Annotated in this window: 12 protein-coding genes; 6 read left to right on the forward strand and 6 right to left on the reverse strand. The window is 69.4% G+C overall.

The genetic code is table 11. From position 1 onward, the window contains the following. Positions 1-14: 14 nt before the first annotated feature. Positions 15-1,137, reverse strand: a protein-coding gene (gene prfB, locus JJL56_RS20570) for a peptide chain release factor 2 (protein ID WP_145626874.1) whose coding sequence is annotated in 2 segments (ribosomal slippage) — positions 15-1,067 and positions 1,069-1,137 — 1,122 coding nt in all. Because the reading frame shifts where the segments join, the coding sequence is not laid out codon by codon here. 347 nt (positions 1,138-1,484) lie between these two features. Between prfB and JJL56_RS20575 the strand changes: the two genes are divergently transcribed. Together JJL56_RS20575 and JJL56_RS20580 are read left to right on the forward strand one after the other, a co-directional pair. Then, positions 1,485-2,924, forward strand: coding sequence for an MBOAT family O-acyltransferase (locus tag JJL56_RS20575; RefSeq protein WP_200486113.1), 1,440 nt, complete (start codon positions 1,485-1,487; stop codon positions 2,922-2,924). 13 nt (positions 2,925-2,937) lie between these two features. Further along, positions 2,938-3,894 carry an SGNH/GDSL hydrolase family protein gene (locus JJL56_RS20580; RefSeq protein WP_200486114.1) on the forward strand — a complete coding sequence of 319 codons (957 nt, stop codon included), beginning with the start codon at positions 2,938-2,940 and terminating at the stop codon, positions 3,892-3,894. A gap of 69 nt (positions 3,895-3,963) precedes the next feature. On the opposite strand, the gene JJL56_RS20585 is transcribed toward JJL56_RS20580, so the two are convergent. Together JJL56_RS20585 and JJL56_RS20590 are read right to left on the reverse strand one after the other, a co-directional pair. Continuing rightward, the gene (locus tag JJL56_RS20585; RefSeq protein WP_200486115.1) at positions 3,964-6,474 is read right to left on the reverse strand and encodes a penicillin-binding protein 1A; all 2,511 of its coding nucleotides are present in this window, start codon (positions 6,472-6,474) and stop codon (positions 3,964-3,966) included. Positions 6,475-6,725: 251 nt separating this feature from the next. Beyond that, a complete protein-coding gene (locus tag JJL56_RS20590; RefSeq protein WP_145626867.1) occupies positions 6,726-8,039 on the reverse strand; it encodes an N-acetylmuramoyl-L-alanine amidase family protein in 1,314 nt (437 codons plus the stop codon). 572 nt (positions 8,040-8,611) lie between these two features. Between JJL56_RS20590 and JJL56_RS20595 the strand changes: the two genes are divergently transcribed. Beyond that, a complete protein-coding gene (locus tag JJL56_RS20595) occupies positions 8,612-11,791 on the forward strand; it encodes an Rne/Rng family ribonuclease (RefSeq protein WP_200486116.1) in 3,180 nt (1,059 codons plus the stop codon). An 81-nt stretch (positions 11,792-11,872) separates the two neighbouring features. Continuing rightward, a complete protein-coding gene (gene greB / locus JJL56_RS20600; protein ID WP_200486117.1) occupies positions 11,873-12,436 on the forward strand; it encodes a transcription elongation factor GreB in 564 nt (187 codons plus the stop codon). Positions 12,437-12,448: 12 nt separating this feature from the next. Here the strand turns inward: greB and JJL56_RS20605 are convergent, their stop codons facing one another. The 3 genes from JJL56_RS20605 to JJL56_RS20615 all read right to left on the reverse strand — a co-directional run bounded on the left by JJL56_RS20605 (position 12,449) and on the right by JJL56_RS20615 (position 15,296). Continuing rightward, positions 12,449-13,060, reverse strand: coding sequence for an HAD family hydrolase (locus tag JJL56_RS20605; protein ID WP_200486118.1), 612 nt, complete (start codon positions 13,058-13,060; stop codon positions 12,449-12,451). A 20-nt stretch (positions 13,061-13,080) separates the two neighbouring features. Beyond that, the gene (locus JJL56_RS20610) at positions 13,081-13,836 is read right to left on the reverse strand and encodes a DsbA family protein (protein WP_145626862.1); all 756 of its coding nucleotides are present in this window, start codon (positions 13,834-13,836) and stop codon (positions 13,081-13,083) included. A gap of 107 nt (positions 13,837-13,943) precedes the next feature. Further along, complete coding sequence (locus tag JJL56_RS20615) at positions 13,944-15,296, reverse strand: M48 family metalloprotease (protein WP_247889516.1); 1,353 nt, start codon at positions 15,294-15,296, stop codon at positions 13,944-13,946. Between JJL56_RS20615 and JJL56_RS20620 the strand changes: the two genes are divergently transcribed. Next, entirely contained in the window at positions 15,265-16,674 is a 1,410-nt protein-coding gene (locus JJL56_RS20620) for a gamma-glutamyltransferase (protein ID WP_247891171.1), read from the forward strand. The two genes, JJL56_RS20615 and JJL56_RS20620, sit on opposite strands and share 32 nt — an antisense overlap. A 19-nt stretch (positions 16,675-16,693) precedes the next feature. Next, positions 16,694-17,848 carry a pyridoxal phosphate-dependent aminotransferase gene (locus tag JJL56_RS20625; protein ID WP_035675215.1) on the forward strand — a complete coding sequence of 385 codons (1,155 nt, stop codon included), beginning with the start codon at positions 16,694-16,696 and terminating at the stop codon, positions 17,846-17,848. The last annotated feature ends 154 nt before the right edge of the window (positions 17,849-18,002 follow it).

An 18,002-nucleotide genomic window follows, 5' to 3' on the forward strand; every position in this document is an offset into this window, starting at 1 on the left:
GCCCCCACCCGCACTCACGCCGCGGCGTCGTCGCTCTGCCCCTTAAGCCGAGCGGCCAGAGCCGCTTCCAGGAACATGTCCAGGTCGCCGTCCAGCACCGCCTGGCTCTGCGAGGTTTCCACCTCGGTCCGCAGGTCCTTCACCATCTGGTAGGGATGCAGGACGTAGGAGCGGATCTGGTGGCCCCAGCCGATGTCGCTCTTGGTCGCCTCCAGCGCGGCGGCGGCGTCCTCGCGGATCTTCAGTTCCCGCTCGTACATGCGGGCGCGCAGCATGTCCCACGCCTTGGCGCGGTTCTTGTGCTGCGAGCGCTCCTGCTGGCAGGCCACCACGATGCCCGTGGGCAGGTGGGTGATGCGGATCGCCGAGTCCGTCTTGTTGACGTGCTGGCCACCGGCGCCCGACGCCCGGAAGGTATCGATGCGGCAGTCCTTCTCGTTGATCTCGATGTTGATCTTGTCGTCGATCACTGGAGACACCGAGACGGCGGCGAAGCTGGTCTGGCGGCGCGCCTGGCTGTCGAACGGGCTGATGCGCACCAGACGGTGCACCCCGGCCTCGGTCTTCAGCCAGCCATAGGCGTTGTGGCCGCTGATCTGCGCGGTGGCGGACTTGATGCCGGCCTCTTCGCCGGGGCTTTCTTCGAGCCACTGCGTCTTGTAGCCGTGCTGCTCCGCCCAGCGGAGGTACATGCGCATCAGCATCAGCGCCCAGTCCTGGGCCTCCGTGCCGCCGGCGCCCGCGTTCACCTCGATGAAGCAGTCGTTGGCGTCCGCCTCGCCCGAGAGCAGGCTCTCGATCTGGAGCTTGGCCGCGCGGTCGCGCAGAGCGTAGAGCTGAGCCTCGGCATCGGCGACCACGGTCGCGTCGCCCTCGGTTTCGCCCATCTCGATCAGCTCCAGGCTGTCGGACAGGTCGCGCTCCAGCGCGCGATAGCCGTTCACCGAGGTTTCGAGCTGGGTGCGCTCGCGCATAATGGTCTGCGCGCGGGACGGGTCGTCCCACAGCTTGGGGTCTTCGGCGTGGGCGTTCAGTTCGTCGAGACGACGCAGCGCGTTATCCCAGTCAAAGATGCCTCCTCAGCAGCGCCAGCGATTCTCTAATCTCGCCAGCGGCCGCTTCGATCTCGGCCCGCATCGCAGTGCCTCCTCGTCAGCCAGAGTTGAACCAGTGTCTTGGCCCTTATGTAGCGGGTTGGGAGCGGCGTTGCACCCTCTTATTCCACAGCCTCACCGGCTTCCGCGACGCTGGACCAGACCGGAACGGTAACCCGCCGGAGCGCGGCCCTGTCACCGGGACACCCCGCCAATCCACTCGGATGAAACCGTTTTTGCGGCGCAAAACCACTTTCGCGGCGCGAATAGGTGGCAGTTCCCCGTGATAGCGTCACCGACGTTCGTGCCCGTCACCCGGCGGGCGCGGCCTGTCGGCGCCCCGTTCTCCAGCAACACGCCCCTTTTCTCAACAACAAGAGCGGCCCCCCGATGAACTTCACCAGCCTGGGGTTCCTGCTGTTCATCACGGCCTTCACGGCGGGCTTCATGATGCTCGCCCGGACGCGGCTGTTCACGCCGCTGCTGCTGGTGTCCAGCTATGTCTTCTACGGCTTCTGGGATTACCGCTTCTGCCTGCTGCTCGCCGGAACGACGCTGCTCGACTTCTATTGCGGCCTGCGCATCGCCGACGCGCCGAACCGGGCCACCGCCCGCATCTTCATGCAGCTCAGCCTCGTCACCAATCTGGCAATCCTGTTCTTTTTCAAATACTTCAACTTCTTCATCGACAGCGCGCAGGTGGCGCTGGCCTCGCTCGGCCTCGACGTCGGGCACCGCACGCTGTCCATCATCCTGCCCGTCGGCATTTCCTTCTACACATTCCAGAATCTCAGCTACACGCTGGACCTCTATCTTGGTCATCTGGAGAAGCCGGAACGGTCGCTGCTGCGCTACGCGACCTTCGTCGCCTTCTTCCCGCAGCTCGTCGCCGGGCCGATCGTCCGGGCGCGCGACCTGCTGCCCCAAATCCAGAACGGCCCCCGCCACGACGTCAGCTTCGCCTTCCGCTTCGCCGGGCTGGAGAAGATCATCTGGGGCTATTTCCTCAAGCTCGGGCTGGCCGACAACGCCGCCGCCGTGGTCGACGCGCGCTTCGCCCAGCCGGAATTCTTCAACGCGCTGAACCACGTCATCGGGCTGATCTGCTTCTCGCTCCAGATCTACGGCGATTTCGCCGGCTATTCGCTGATCGCCATCGGTCTGGCGCAGATCTTCGGCTACACGCTCTGCCAGAACTTCGCCCGCCCCTACTTCGCCACGGGCATAAAGGACTTCTGGCGGCGCTGGCACATCTCGCTGTCCACATGGTTCCGCGACTACGTCTACATTCCCATGGGCGGCGGGCGCACCCACTGGCTGCGCATCCGCAACCTGACCATCGTGATGCTGGTGTCCGGCCTGTGGCACGGGGCCGCCTGGACCTTCGTCCTGTGGGGCGCCCTGCACGCCACCCTGATGGCGGCGGAGGACGGCGTGCGCTGGCTGGCCAGGCGCAGCCCGCTGCGGCTGAGCGGCGCGCCGCTGATGGTGGGGAAGCTGCTGACCGTCGGGCTGGTCTTCCTTCTGATCACGCTGACCTGGCTGCCCTTCCGCGCCGACGACATGCACACGGTGCGGACCATCCTGGGCATCATCGCCGAGGGCGATTTCAGCCTGCCGCGCGGCATGCAGCAGATGAGCTATCTGGTCCGCGTCGCCCTGTTCGGCCTCGTCGTGCTGATGATCGACGCGATGATCGAGTTCGGGGCCGGGCGCCGCTACGCCGGGGTGAACGTCGTGGTCCGCTCCGCCGGCTGCGCCACGCTGATCCTGATGCTCCTGCTCTTCGGCAATTTCGCCAACCGATCCTTCATCTATTTCCAGTTCTGAGGGAGCCCGAACCATGATCCGCCTTTTGGCCGTCGTCGGACTGATCCTGGGCATGGTGGTCGCCATGGACCGCGCGGTGGCGTCCTGGATGGGCGACACGCTCCTCCAGTCGTCGGACCGCTTCATGACCGTCTATCGCGACGGGCCGCCCGCCGACGTGGTGATCCTGGGCAACTCCCGCGCCGACAACCACTTCCCGGTGGAGGAGGTGCAGGCGCTGACCTGCGGGCGGGTGCTGAACCTGGGCATGGGCGGCGCCCCCACCACGGTGGGCGACCTGCTGTGGGAGGATTACCTGGACCGGCACGGCGCCCCCCGCCTGCTGCTGGTCGAGCCGACGAGCGTGGTCGACGATCCCAAGGCGCTCGCCGACCTGCCGCTGCTGGCCTACTACTCGGAGCGGGTGGACGGCTTCATCCGGCAGGTCGACGCCACCATGTGGGCCTCGAACAAGCTGTTCAACACGCTGATCTTCAACAACAATCAGACGATCCGGCTGGCCTTCGACGGGCTGCACCCGACCGGCGACCGGACGCTGACCGGCACCATGTCGCCCTTCCTCAAGGCCCAGCTCGAAAAGGCGCCGACGGAGCGGATGGAGGGCTTCCAGCCGAACTGGGACGCGCTGGACCGCATCATCGGCACGGCGCGGGAGAAGGGCACGCGGGTCGCCGTGGTCATCACGCCCTTCTTCCCCGGCTACATCGCGAAGGTGACCAACTTCGACGCCTTCTTCGAGGATCTGAAAGCCCGCCTGCCGCCCGACGTGCCGGTGATCGACACCCGCCGCGAGGTCGAGGACGAGGCCCATTTCGTGGACGCCCTGCACATCAACCAGGAGGGTGTCCGGCTGATGCTGGCGCGGATGGAGGACCGGCTGCGCCCGCTGGCCGACTGCCCCACCGATACGGCGCCCGCAGACGCCATCGCCCAGCTCCGCACGGACACCCACACCGCCGCGCGGCCCTGAAACTCCGCATAAAAGAAAAGCCCCGCCTCCCGAACCGGGAAGCGGGGCTTTTCCTTGTCGAAGGTCCGGTCAGTACAGGCCGCCGGTCCCCACCGTCGCCGCGGAGGGCGGGGCCGCCGGAGCACCCCAGCCGCTCGGCTGCTGCTGGGCCGCCGGGTCGCCGCCGGGCACCCCACCGGTCCAGCCGCCGTCCGCGGCGTGGGCCGAGCCGTCCAGCACCATTTGCGGCTGGTCGGGGTTCGGCTCCGTGCCGGGGATGAAGGCCTCCCAGATCGCCTTGCGCTCGCCGGGCTGGGCGAGGCGCCCGTTCTCCGGGTTGACGCGGACCAGGCGCAGGCCGCGCGGCACGCGGAAGGGCGTGGCCGGATGGTCCTTCAGCGCCACCTCCATCACGTCCTTGAACACCGGCACCGCCGCCGAGCCGCCGGTCTCCTTGGCGCCCAGCGAGCGCGGCTGGTCGAAGCCGATGTAGGTGCCGACCACGAGGTCGGGCGAGAAGCCCATGAACCACGCGTCGTGGCTGTCGTTGGTCGTGCCGGTCTTGCCGGCCAACGGCTTGCCCAGCGAGAGCAGCTTCGTCGCCGTGCCGCGCTGCACGACGCCCTCCAGCATGGACACCATCTGATAGACGGTGCGCGGGTCGTTCACCTGCTCCCGCGTGTCGGCGACGGCGGGAACGGTCAGCCCATCGCTCCAGGCCACCTGATTGCAGGAGGCGCAGGGGCGTGTGTCGTGGCGGAAGACGGTCTTGCCGTTGCGGTCCTGCACCCGGTCGATGAAGGTGGGGCTGACCCGCTTGCCGCCGTTGGCCAGCATGGCGTAGGCGGTGGCGAGGCGCAGCACGGTCGTCTCGCCCGCGCCGAGCGACATCGGCAGATAGGGCTGGAGGTTGTCGGTGATGCCGAAATTCTCGGACAGCGCCTTCACCTTGTCCATGCCGACGGCCTGGGCCAGACGGACGGTCATGACGTTCCGCGACTTCTCGATGCCGGCGCGCAGCGGCGTCGGGCCATAGAACTCGTGGCTGTAGTTCTCCGGCCGCCAGATCGGCTGGCCATGGCCGGGGTCATACTCGAACGGCGCGTCCATCACCAGCGAGGACGGGGTGAAGCCCTGGTTCAGCGCCGTGAGATAGACGAAGGGCTTGAAGGAGGAGCCCGGCTGCCGCATCGCCTGGGTGGCGCGGTTGAAGGAACTCATCTGCGGGGAAAAGCCGCCGACCATGGCGAGCACGCGGCCGGTGTGCGGGTCGAGCGCGACCAGACCACCCTGCACCGCCGGGACCTGACGCAGCGCGTAGGTGCCCGCCGGCGGTTCCTTGCCCTTGTCGTCCTTGCCGGCGGCCTCGACCAGGATCAGGTCGCCCAGCTTGGCGACGTCGGAGGGGCGGCGGATCTCCGGGCCGAGCCGGTTGTCGTCGCGCTGCGCCCGCGCCCAGCGCAGCTCGGCCAGCGGCACCCGGCCACGCGAGCCGTCCGGCAGGCCGATGTCGAGCGCCGCCGCCTCGTCGTCCTTCAGCACCACCGCCAGATGCCAGCCCTCGGACCCGGCGGGCGGCGCCATCGAGGCGAGTTTCTTCGCCCAGTTGTCGAAATTCTCCATCTTGCCGACCGGCCCGCGGTAACCGTGGCGGCGGTCGTACTGGACCAGCCCGGCGCGCAGCGCCCGGGTCGCCGCCTGCTGGAGCACCGGGTCCATCGAGGCGCGGACCGACAGGCCGCCCTCGTAGAGCGCCTGCTCGCCGTAGAGCTTCACCAGCTCGCGCCGGACCTCCTCGGCGAAATACTCCGACGTCACATACTCCTGCTCCTCGCGCTTGCGCACGACCAGGGGCTTGGACTGGGCGATTTTGGCCTCTTCCGGGGTGATGTGCCCGTCCTCGGCCATGCGCCCGATCACCCAGTTGCGCCGCGCCATGGCGGCGTCGCGCTGGCGTTCCGGGTGGTAGTTGCTGGGCGCCTTGGGCAGGGCCGCCAGATAGGCCGCCTCCTCGATGTCCAGCTCGTCCAGCGCCTTGTTGAAGTAGTTCAGCGCCGCCGCCGCCACGCCGTAGGAGCGGTATCCCAGGAAGATCTCGTTCAGGTACAGCTCGAGGATGCGGTCCTTGCTGAAGGCCCGCTCGATGCGGACCGCCAGGATCGCCTCCTTGATCTTGCGCGAGAAGGACACCTCGTTGGTCAGCAGCATGTTCTTGGCGACCTGCTGCGTGATCGTCGAGGCGCCCATCGGCCGGCGGTCGCGGCCGAGATTCTCCACGTTGGTCAGGATGGCGCGGGCGATGCCGACCGGGTCGATGCCCTTGTGGTCGTAGAAATTCTTGTCCTCGGCGGACAGGAAGGCGTTGGTCACGCGCTTCGGCATGGCGTCGATGGGGACGAACACGCGCTTTTCCGACGCGAACTCGGCCAGCAGGCGCCCGTCGCCCGCATGGACGCGGGTGGTCACCGGCGGTTCGTAGTTGGCGAGCTTGGTGTAGTCCGGCAGTTCGTGATCGTAATGGTCCAGCATGTAGACCAGCCCCCCCGCCCCGGCCAGGGCGAGGATCACGACGGCCATCAGGGCGGACAGAATAAAGCGCATGACGGTTCCCAGACAGGCATGGCGGCGGCCCCGCCGCCTTCATCCGGAACCGAGGCCGGGAAGACGCAGAACCGTCCGATGGGCGGCATCCTACACCGCGAGGGGCGGCAGTCCGACTCCCTCGCAGCCATGTCAGGAAAATGTGACGGCCACAAGGCGCATGCAAGAAAGTGGTGACCGGGCGATGCGTATGCCCGCCAGCCTCCACCCGCATGACTGATACCGGACGGTGGTGCCCAACGCTTCAAGCCTCAGCTCTTCTGCGCCCCGGTCAGCCATTTGAAATAGGCGTCGATGGTGCGGACCATGCCGCGGCCCAGCTTCTCCCGGTGGGCCGACTTGCTCAGCAGGCTCACGTCCTGGGGGCTCGACAGATAACCCATCTCGACCAGCGCCGACGGCATGTCCGGCGCGGTCAGGACGGCGAAGCCGGCCTGCCGGTGCGGCTTGTTGGGGATCAGCTTGACCTCGCGGCCGAGATGCTCCAGCGCCATGTTGGCGAAGCGCTTGGAGTGGTTCATCGTGTCGCGCTGGGCGAGGTCGATGAGGATCGAGGCCACCAGATCGTTCTCGGAGGACAGGTCCATGCCGGCCAGCGCGTCGGCCCGGTTCTCCTTGGCGGCCAGCATCTCCGCCTCGCGGTCGGACGCCCGGTCCGACAGGGTGTAGATGGACAGGCCGCGCATGTTGGCGGAGCCGATGCTGTCGGCGTGCAGCGACAGGAACAGGTCGGCGTTGACCTCCCGCGCGATGGCGACGCGGTCGCGCAGGCGGATGAACATGTCCTTGTCGCGGGTCAGCCGCACCCGGTAGCGGCCCGAGCCTTCCAACTGGCGCTTCAGCTCCCGCGCCATCGCCAGCGTGATGTCCTTCTCATAGACCCCGCCGACCCCGACCGCGCCGGGATCGACCCCGCCGTGGCCGGGATCGACGACGATCATCGGCTTTTCCGGAACCGGCGCCGCCCGCGGCGGGACCGGCGGCGGCAGGGCCGCGGCGACCGGCACGATGGGGTCCCTCTTCGCCGGCGGGCGGGCCGCCTCGCGGCTCACCGACGCGGTCCCGGTGGTCACGGCGACCGGGGCGGAGGCGGCGAATTGCGCCGGGGTGGTGCGGGCGATGTCGAGGACGAAGCGCGGCTTGAAGCCGTCGCGCGGCGGGATGAGGTAGGACTCGACCACCCGCGCCGGCCCGTCGGTCTCCACCACCAGGCGGGAGGCCCCGCCGTCGCGTCCCCCGCCGTCGCGCCCTTCGAAGCGGTAGCGGGCGACCACGCCCTTGCCCGCCATCACCGTGTTGCCGCCCGGCCAACTCACGTCCGGCAGATCGACCACGACGCGGTAGGGCGAGCCGTGCACCGACACGGTGAAGGGCACCGAGTCGGTGAGTTCCAGAACCAGCCGCGTCTTGTCGGGATGCAGGCCCAGCCGCGCGTTCAGGACGGACACCCGTTCCTGCACCGGCGGCGGAAAGGGAAGCGCCGCGGTGGTCTGGGCCTGCGCCGGGGCGCACGGCAGGACGGCCGCCCCCAGAAGGGCGCCCAGCGCAGCGACAATCGCGAGCAATCGGGGCATCCGTTCCACCAGAAACCGCAAACCGGCAAAGCCAGCGGTCAGCTATAGCGCAGCGAAATCAAGGCGCTCAACGGTGGTGTCCGGGTGCGTGGCGGAATTGTCGGCGAGGGTGCCGTTCATGCAACACCGCCCTGCCCCCGCAAGATGCCGCCGAACCGGATGCGGCGGACCGCAACTTTCGCCGAATTCCACGTTGTGCATGGTTTCGTGCTTGTCTATGGTAGCTCTGCGACATACCGCGACCCACCAGCCCACTCTTCCGAGAGGTTTCTCTCCGGGGTGACTGTGGGCGTCGCCCGCGGACCCCAACGGCCGAAATTTACATCATCGGGCGCGGTCCGGGGCGTGACGCTTCTGGGTTGCCGGTGGATTGGGACGAAACCTCGAAGCTGGTGCCGGCCGCAAGGCCGTAACCCGGAGGCCGAAGCCCGACCCGTCCTGGCTGCTTCGTCAGCGCCGTTCGACGGGTTAGGGGCCGGTTCCGCAGGCTTCGCTCACAACGATGACGCGCCCCGGCGGCTTGACCGTCGCGCGGGCGGCCTGGGGCGTCATGGGGATCTTGTATGGCCAAGCGCATGCTGGTGGACGCCACGCACCCGGAGGAAACCCGGGTTGCCGTGGTCAATGGGAACAGACTCGAAGACCTCGACTTCGAAATCGCCACCCGGAAGCAACTCAAGGGCAACATCTACCTTGCCAAGGTGACCCGGGTCGAGCCGTCGCTCCAGGCGGCCTTCGTGGAATATGGCGGGAACCGGCACGGCTTCCTGGCCTTCTCGGAAATCCATCCCGACTATTACCGCATCCCGATCGCCGACCGTGAGGCCCTGCTGGCCGAGGAACGCCGGTTGGAGGAGCAGGCCGAGGCCCGCGCCGAGGCCGCCGCCGACGGCGCCGTGATGGCCGAGCCGATCCGCCCGGAGCAGGTGGAGGAGGAAGTCTCCCCCATGCCCGGCTCCTACGCGGAGGCCGAGGGCGACGGTTTCGAGGGCGACGTCCCGGCCTTCGCCACGGACGCCGGTTCGGAGGGCGGTTCGGACGAGGCCGCGGATTCGGATGAGGCTCCGGAAGGCGCCGCCCAGGCCGAAAGCCCGGACGTCATCGGCGGGGACGAGGTCGAGGAGGCCCACCGCCGCCGCGCCCGCCCGCTGCGCAGCTACAAGATCCAGGAAGTCATCAAGCGCCGGCAGGTCATGCTGGTCCAGGTGACCAAGGAGGAGCGCGGCAACAAGGGCGCGGCGCTGACCACCTACCTGTCGCTGCCGGGCCGCTACTGCGTGCTGATGCCCAACACGGGCCGCGGCGGCGGGATCTCCCGCAAGATCACCAACCCCGCCGACCGCAAGCGCCTGAAGGAGATCCTGTCCGATCTCGACATTCCGGAAGGCATGGCGGTCATCCTGCGCACCGCGGGGCTGGAGCGCTCCAAGCAGGAGATCAAGCGCGACCTCGAATATCTGCTGCGCCTGTGGGACGACATCCGCGTCCAGACGCTGAAGTCGTCCGCGCCCTGCCTCATCTATGAGGAGGCGAACCTCATCAAGCGCTCGATCCGCGATCTCTACACCGACGACATCGACGAGATCTGGGTGGAGGGCAGCGCCGGCTTCAACACCGCGCGCGACTTCATGCGCATGATGATGCCGAGCCACACCAAGCGCGTCATGCAGTACCAGGACGACACGATCCCGCTGTTCCACCGCTATCAGGTGGAAACGCAGATCGACGCGATCCACAGCCCGGTCGTGCAGCTCCGCTCCGGCGGCTACATCGTCATCAACCCGACCGAGGCGCTGGTTTCCATCGACGTCAACTCGGGCAAGTCGACGCGCGAGCGCAACATCGAGGAAACGGCCTACAAGACCAACCTCGAAGCCGCCGACGAGGTGGCGCGCCAGCTTCGCCTGCGCGACCTCGCGGGCCTCATCGTGATCGATTTCATCGACATGGAGGAGCCCCGCAACAACGCCGCGGTGGAGCGCCGCCTGAAGGAGGCGATGAAGAACGACCGGGCTCGCATCCAGCTCGGCCGCATCTCCGCCTTCGGCCTGCTGGAGCTGTCGCGCCAGCGCCTGCGCCCGTCGCTGCTGGAAACCAACTTCGAGCGCTGCCCGCACTGCTCCGGCACCGGCGTCATCCGCTCGGTGGAGTCCGCCTCGCTGCACGTGCTGCGCGCCATCGAGGAGGAGGGCATCCGCAAGCGGTCGTCGGAGATCACCGTCTTCGTGCCGACCCGCATCGCGCTCTACATCCTCAACCAGAAGCGCGGCGAGCTGACCAAGATCGAGGACCGCTACCGGTTCCGCGTCATGGTCCAGGCCGACGACACGCTGATCGCGCCGGATCTGCGCCTTGAGCGCGTGAAGGCCCGCACCCCGGAAGACGATGTGCCGCTGGTCAGCGCCGAGCGCGCCCTGGCCGAGACCGACCGCATCCTGGCCGCCGAAGCCGAGGAGGCCGAGGAGGAGGCGCCCGTCGTGGAGGCCGTCGAGGCCGAGGTGACGGAACGCGCCGACGCCGCCGGGGAGAGCGAGGGCGACCGCCGCCGCCGCCGCCGCCGCCGCCGCGGCCGTGGGCGTGACCGCGAGGATGGCCGCGCGCCGTTCGGCGAGTCCGCCGAAGCGGCCGACGAGGCGGCCGAGGGTGACGAACTCGAAGCCGATGCCGCCGATGCCGACGAGACGGCGATCGATGAGGAAGCGATCGAGCGCGCCCAGATCGAGGCTCCGGAGTTCGTCATCAACGACGTCGATGTCGGCCCCGCCCACATCGAAGACGGGGACGACGAGGACGAGGACGCCGATCTGGCGGCGTCCGAGGCGGAAGACGGCACCGACGGGTTCGAGACCAACGGTGACGCCAATGGCGAGCGCAAGAAGCGCCGCCGCGGCAAGCGCGGTGGTCGCCGGCGGTCCCGCCAGCGCGAGGGGCTGGAAGCCGGCGAGGGCATGCCCTCCGACGGCGCCGAGGGCGAGGCGGAGGCCGAACCCTTCCCGACCGCCGTCGAGGCCGGCCGCGCCGTCAATCCGCCGGAACTGCCGGCGGACATGGAACCGGTCGAGTTCGACTGGGTCCTGACCAGCGCGGTGGCCGCCGAGTCCGCTCCGGAAACCACGGCGGACACCGCCGCGGAGATTCCGTCCGCGGCGCCTGTCGCCCCGGTGGCGGAGGAGGCTCCTGCCCGCAAGCCGCGTCGTGGCCGCGCCAAGGCGACCGCCGCGGAAGCTGCCGAGGCGGTGACGGCGGAGCCGGAAGCGGCCCCCGCCAAGCCGAAGCGCGCCGCGAAGAGCGCCAAGGCCACCCCGAAGGCTGCCCCCCAGGCCGTCGCGGCCAAGGCTTCGGACGAAGCGGCCGCCCAGGCGCCGGCCAAGCCGTCGCGCAGCCGCAAGGCGAAGGCCGAGGCTGTCGAGGCCGCTCCGGCCCCGGTTGCTGCGGCCCCGGTCGCCGAGGAGCCGAAGAAGCGCCCGGCGCGCAAGCGCAAGACCGCGGCGGACGCTCCCGCCGAGGCGGCGCCCGCTCCGGCCCCGGTTGCGGCCCCGGTCGCCGAGGAGCCGAAGAAGCGTCCGGCGCGCAAGCGCAAGACCGCGGCGGACGCCCCCGCCGAGGCGGCGCCCGCTCCGGCCCCGGCTGCGGCCCCGGTCAACGAGGCGCCCGCGGCCCCGGTCAACGAACCGGCGGCTGAACCGGCCAGCGCAAACCCCGCTCCGGGGGCCAAGGCGCGCCGGGGCTGGTGGAACCGCTAAGCGCGTTTCATCGCCGAGCAGACTGGAGAAGGCGCCGCGAGGCGCCTTTTCCTTTTCCTGAAACCGCGAAGGGTCCCGACCATGAGCAAGGCCTTCACCCGGGAAAACGACTCCGCCGGCGACGACGACGAGGCCGACGATCCCAAACCCTTGCCCAAGGGCGTGAAGAACTACATGACGCCCGAAGGCTTCCAGCGCATGCAGGAGGAGCTGCGCTCCCTGCTGCGCGTCGAACGCCCGAAGGTGGTCGAGGTGGTGTCCTGGGCCGCCGGCAACGGCGACCGCTCGGAAAACGGTGATTACATCTACGGCAAGAAGCGCCTGCGTGAGATCGACCGGCGCATCCGCTTCCTGACCAAGCGCCTGGAATCGGCGGAGGTGGTCGATTCCAGGCTCCAGAAGAACCGCGACCGCGTGTTCTTTGGCGCCACCGTCACCTACGCGCGGGAGGATGGGACGGAGAACACCATCACCATCGTCGGCGCCGACGAGGTGGACATGGACCGCGCCCATGTGAGTTGGATTTCGCCCATCGCCCGCGCCTTGCTGAAGGCGCAGGAGGGCGACGTGGTGGACCTGCACACCCCCGCCGGGCTGGAGCAGATCGAGGTCGTCACAATCCGCTATCCAGGCGACGCGGCGTGAAGAAGGCTGGGGCTACAGCAGCCCCAGCTCCCCCAGTTCGGTGCGCAGGCTGGCGGCGCCGGAGAAACGATGCGCCGTCATGCCGAGGTCGCGGGCGGCCTCGACGTTGGCGGGGCTGTCGTCGATGAAAAAGCAGTCCGCGGCCCGCAGACCGTAGCGATCCAGCAGAAGCTGGAAGATCGCCGGGTCCGGCTTCACCAGCCTCTCATCACCGGACACGATCACGCCGTCGAACAGGGTCAGGAAATCGAAGCGCTGGCGGGTCAGCGCCAGCTTGTCCGATGAGAAGTTGGTGATGGAATAGAGCGGCGTCCCGCGCTGCTTCAGCTCCGTGAGGATCTCCGGAGTTCCGGCGACGGGGCCGGGCACCATCTCCTCCCACCGCTCGTGATAGGCGCGGATCAGCTCGCGGCAATCGGGGAACTCGGCGGTCAGAAGGGCGACCGCCTCGTCCCACGGGCGGCCGCGATCCTGCTCCAGGTTCCAGGCGGGTGTGCAGACGTTGTCGAGGAAGTCCTCCATCAGGTCCTCGTACCCGTCGAACAGTTCGCGGTAGAGATGCCGCGGGTCCCATTCGATGAGCACCTGGCCGATGTCGAAGACGACGGTGGTCGGCTTGGTCATCGTCAACTCCCGTGTCAGCCTCAGCCCTTGCGGGCCGCGGCGACGAGTTCCTTCATCTGGTCCAGCTTGATGGCGCCGGGGACCAGCTCGTCGCCGATGACGAAGGCCGGGGTGCCGCGGATGCCCAGCTCCTCGGCCAGCGCCTGGTTGGCCGCGATGACCTTCAGCACCTCGGGGCTGTTCATGTCCTTCTTCAGCTTGTCGGTGTCGAGCCCGACCGACTTGGCCAGCCGCTGGATAACCTCGTCGTCGAGCTGGCCGCGGTGGGCCATCAGGGCGTTGTGGAATTCCAGATACTTGCCCTGCCCGCGCGACGCCAGGGCCGCCTTGGCCGCGCTCAGCGAGGCCGGGCTGAGGATCGGGAACTCCTTGAAGACGAAGCGCAGCTTGCCGTCGTCCTTGATCAGGCGCTCGGTGTCGGCCTGCACGGCCTTGCAGTATCCGCACTGGTAGTCGAAGAACTCGACCACCGTCACGTCGCCCTTGGGGTTGCCGGCGACCGGATCGGCGGGGTTCTGGAACAGCGCTGCCTTGTTGTCGGCCAGCGCCGCCTTGGCCTTCTGCTCCTCGGCCATCTTCTGGCGCTTCTGGAGCGAGTCCACGGCCTCCAGGATGATTTCTGGATTCTTGAGGATGTAGTCGCGCACCACCTCCTCGACGGCCTTGCGCTGCGCGTCGTCCATCGGGCTCTGCGCCTGGAGGGCGGGGGCCAGCAGCCCCGTCGGAAGGGCCAGCGCGGCGGCGAGCGCCAGGGCGGCGGGGCGGAAGCGGGTCATGACAAACTCTCTCGTGGGGAGCCAAAACGGCGCGAATCGGGGCGATACTGTGGACCGGGACGGCGGGGTCAGGCAAGACGGCTGTGCGCCGCGCGAACGGAGGACGCTCACTTGCCACCCGCCTGCCCGCGGATGTCCTGGGCGCGCAGCCAGCCGGGGGAACCAGCGGGCAGCAGCTTCTCCGCCCGCTCCGCCTGGAAACGGGCCATCGGCTTGTCGCCGCGGGCGAAGGCCTCCTCGGCGGTGGCGTAGGCAACCATGCCGGCGTTGCCCTTCATGCTCCAGGCCTGGGCCATCAGCCGCCACAGGAAGGCGGACTGCGCCTGGGTCTTGGACGCCACCTGAAGGTTGCGCAGCGCCTCGTCGGCCAGCCGGCCGTCGTTCTGCTCCATCAGCGAATGGGCCAGCGAGACGCGGATGCTGCCGGCGTCCGGCTCCAGCTCGATCGCCTTGCGGTAGGGGGCGGCGGCGTCCACCGCCCGCCCGTTCTGCAGCATCAGGTCGCCCTTCATCTCATAGAGGAAGGCGTTCCTCGGCTCCTGGGCGATCAGCCCGTCGACCAGCGGCAGGGCCTGCCGGACCTCGCCGCGCCGGAAGTAGGCGTAGGCCCGGCCGTAGCGCGCCACGAAGGACGGATCGTCCGCCTTGTAGCGGCGCAGCGCCCCGTTGGGGTCAAGATAAGCGTAGAGCTTGGCCTGGATGCGGCGGAACTCCTCGTTCCACTGCGCCGGCACCGGCTTCTTGCCGGCGCGCGACCGCTCCACGAAATTGCGCACCGTCTCGATGCGCTCGCGGGTCAGCGGGTGGGTGCGGCGGTAGCCGGCGTCGCGGTCCACCAGCAGCGGATCGTCGGCGGCGCCCAGCTTCTCCAGGAAGGTGACCAGCCCCTCCGCCGAGATGCCGGACTGCTCCATATAGGACAGGCCCGCCTGGTCGGCCGAGGACTCCTGGCTGCGCGAGAAGGACAGGAAGTTGCGCTCCGCCAGATGCTGGCCCAGCATGACACCCGCGGCACCGGCCCCGGCGTTGCCCGCGGCGATGCCGCCGACGATGCCGATGCCCATGCCGATCAGCGAGGACAGGAAGGCGTTCTCCATCGCCTCCGACCCGCGGACCAGATGGCCGCCGGCGATGTGGCCGGTCTCGTGGGCGATCACGCCGATCAGCTGGCCGGCGTCCTCCAGCCCGAGCAGCAGGCCGGTGTGCAGGAAGATGTTCTGCCCGCCCGCGACGAAGGCGTTCATGGTGTTGTCGTTGACCAGGACGATGTTCACCACGTCCGGATCGATGCCGGCGGCCTGGAAGATTGGCCGCGCCATGTCGCGGATGATATGTTCCGTCTCGGCGTCGCTCAGGAACTGCATCTCCTGGCGCCGCTGCGCGCCCGCGGGCGGCGACCACGACAGAACCATCACGGCAAACATGGCGATGACCGAAACCAGCCTGCTGGGCTTGCGCACCGTTTCTTCCTCCGCACACCGGGGCACCGGGCAGCCGGTCAAGATGCCGGTCCGGGCGCCCCATTCCACCCGCCGAATCTGGCAAGGGTTGGGCGCGATTGCCATAGCCGCATCGCTGGTGGGCGGTTGCGTCAACACGAAATACCGCACGGGCGCCCCGTCCCAGAGCTTCGTCGCGGCGGACGAGCCGCGCGCGGCGGAGATCGGGCGCGACATCATCGCCCAGGGCGGCAAGGCCGGTGACGCCGCCACCGCCATGGCGATGGCGATGGCCGTCACCCTGCCGTCGCGCGTCGGGATGACCGGTGGCGGCGTCTGCGTGGTGTTCGACGCGGCGAAGAAGGAAACCCGCACGCTCGACTTCCTGCCCCGACCCGCCGGCACCGGTGGGGCCGCCCTGCCCGGCTTCCTGCGCGGCGTCTACGCGCTCCAGGCCGCAACGGGGGCGATGCGCTGGGAGCAGACCGTGGTCCTGGCGGAGCAGCTCGCCCGCTCCACCCCGGTCAGCCGGGCGCTGGCCCGCGACCTCGCCGACTCCGGCGCCCGCCTGGCCGCCGATCCGGAGGCGCGCCGCGTCTTCCTGCCCAGCGGCGCGCCGCTGGCCGAGGGCGCGCCGCTGAGCCAGCCGGAGCTGGCCGCCACCCTATCGCAGGTGCGCCGCAGCGGCATCGCCGCGATGTATGGCGGGCCGCTGGGCGGCGCGGTGGCCCAGGCCGCCGCCATCGATCCGGCGACCGTCCGCGGTTTCCAGCCGCGCTGGACCGGCACTGCGGCCATTCCGCTGGGCATCGTGTCGATGCATTTCGCCCAGCTTCCCGAGACCGACAACGGCGCCGCGCTGACCGCCGCCTGGAACGCCGCCGCCGGCCTGCCGTCCGACCAGCGGGCGGCCCGCGTGGCCCAGGCGCTGGGCGCCACCGGCAGCGGCGCCTCCGCGCCCGGCGCCGGCCTCGTCGTGATCGACCATGAGGAGAACGGGGTCGCCTGCTCCTTCACCATGGGGGCGCCCTTCGGCAGCGGCCGCATGGTGCCGGGCACCGGCCTGCTGGCCGCCCGCGGGGTGGACGGCGCCGGCTTCGGCGCGCCCGCCCTGCTCACCAACGCCATCGTCGGACGCACCCAGTTCGCCGGGGCGGCCAGCGCCGCCGGCAACGACGGCCCCGCCGCCGCTCCCGCCGCCCTGCTGACCGCCGCCCTGCCCGCCGCGCTCGACAAGGAGCCGGGCGCCGCCATCCGGGTCAGCCGCGCCACGAACGGGCCGGGCCGGACCACCTTCGTCACCTGCCAGACCTCGATGGAGAGCGGCTGGAAGGAATGCCAGATCGCCGCCGACCCGCGCGCCCACGCCCTGGGCATCCTGGTCGAAACCGAGCGTTGACGCACAAAAGTCTGGAATCATGAGCAAAGCACCCAAAGTCTCCAAACGGGGCGCCATCCCGCCCTTCTTCGTCATGGAAGTGATGCGCGCCGCCGCCGAGCGCGAGGCCGCCGGCCTTGAGGTCCTGCACATGGAGGTCGGGCAGCCCTCGACCGGGGCGCCGAAGGGCGTGCTGGAGGCCGCCCACCGCATGCTCGACGCCGACGTGCTGGGCTACACCGGGGCGCTGGGCATTCCGGCGCTGCGGGCGGCCATCGCCGGCTGGTACCGCGACCGTTACGGGATCGACGTGCCGGAGCGGCGCGTGGTGGTCACCACCGGCTCCTCGGGGGCCTTCCAGCTCGGCTTCCTGGCGGCCTTCGATCCGGGCGACCGGGTGGCCATGGCCTCGCCCAGCTACCCGGCCTACCGCCACACGCTGACCGCCATCGGAGTCGAGCCGGTGGAACTGCCGACCGGGCCGGAGCACCGCTTCCAGCCGACCATCGAGCTTCTGGAACAGCTCGATCCGCCCATCCAGGGCCTGATCGTCGCCAGCCCGGCCAACCCGACCGGCACGATGCTGAGCCGCGAGGAGCTGACCGCGCTCGCCAACTGGTGCGACGCCAAGGGCGTGCGCCTTGTCTCCGACGAGATCTACCACGGCCTGACCTACGGGCCGGAGGCCGTCACCGCCGCCGAGGTCAGCGAGAGCGCGCTGGTGGTGAACAGCTTCTCAAAATATTTCTCGATGACCGGCTGGCGGCTCGGCTGGATGATCGTGCCGGACGACCTGATCCGTTCGGTCGAATGCCTCGCCCAGAACCTGTTCATCTCCGCCCCCAGCCTGTCGCAGGCCGCCGCGGTCGCCGCCTTCAGCTGCACCGAGGAGCTGGACGGCCACGTCGCCCGCTACGCCCGCAACCGCGAGCTTCTGCTGAGGGAGCTGCCGAAGGCCGGGTTCGACAAGCTGGCTCCGGCGGACGGCGCCTTCTACATCTACGCCGACGTGACGGAGATGACCGACGACAGCGAGGCCTTCTGCAAGCGCATCCTGGCGGAGACGGGCATCGCCTGCACCCCCGGCGTCGACTTCGACCCGGCCCGTGGCCTCCGCTTCGTGCGCTTCAGCTTCGCCGGTTCGGAGGAGACCATCGCCGAGGCGGCCCGGCGGCTGATCGCCTGGAAGAGGTAGGATAGCCCTTCGGTCCTCTCGCACTGAGCCCCCACCCCGACCCTCCCCCGCTGCGCAAGGGAGGGTGCCTTCTGCGAAGCGGCGGAAGTCCCCTCCCCTGCGATAGCGGGGGAGGGTTAGGGTGGGGGCCCAACGCGACCACTTTGCCAAGCCG

Origin of the sequence: Azospirillum aestuarii (assembly GCF_016632405.1) — a bacterium.
GTDB classification, from domain to species: Bacteria; Pseudomonadota; Alphaproteobacteria; order Azospirillales; family Azospirillaceae; genus Azospirillum; species Azospirillum aestuarii.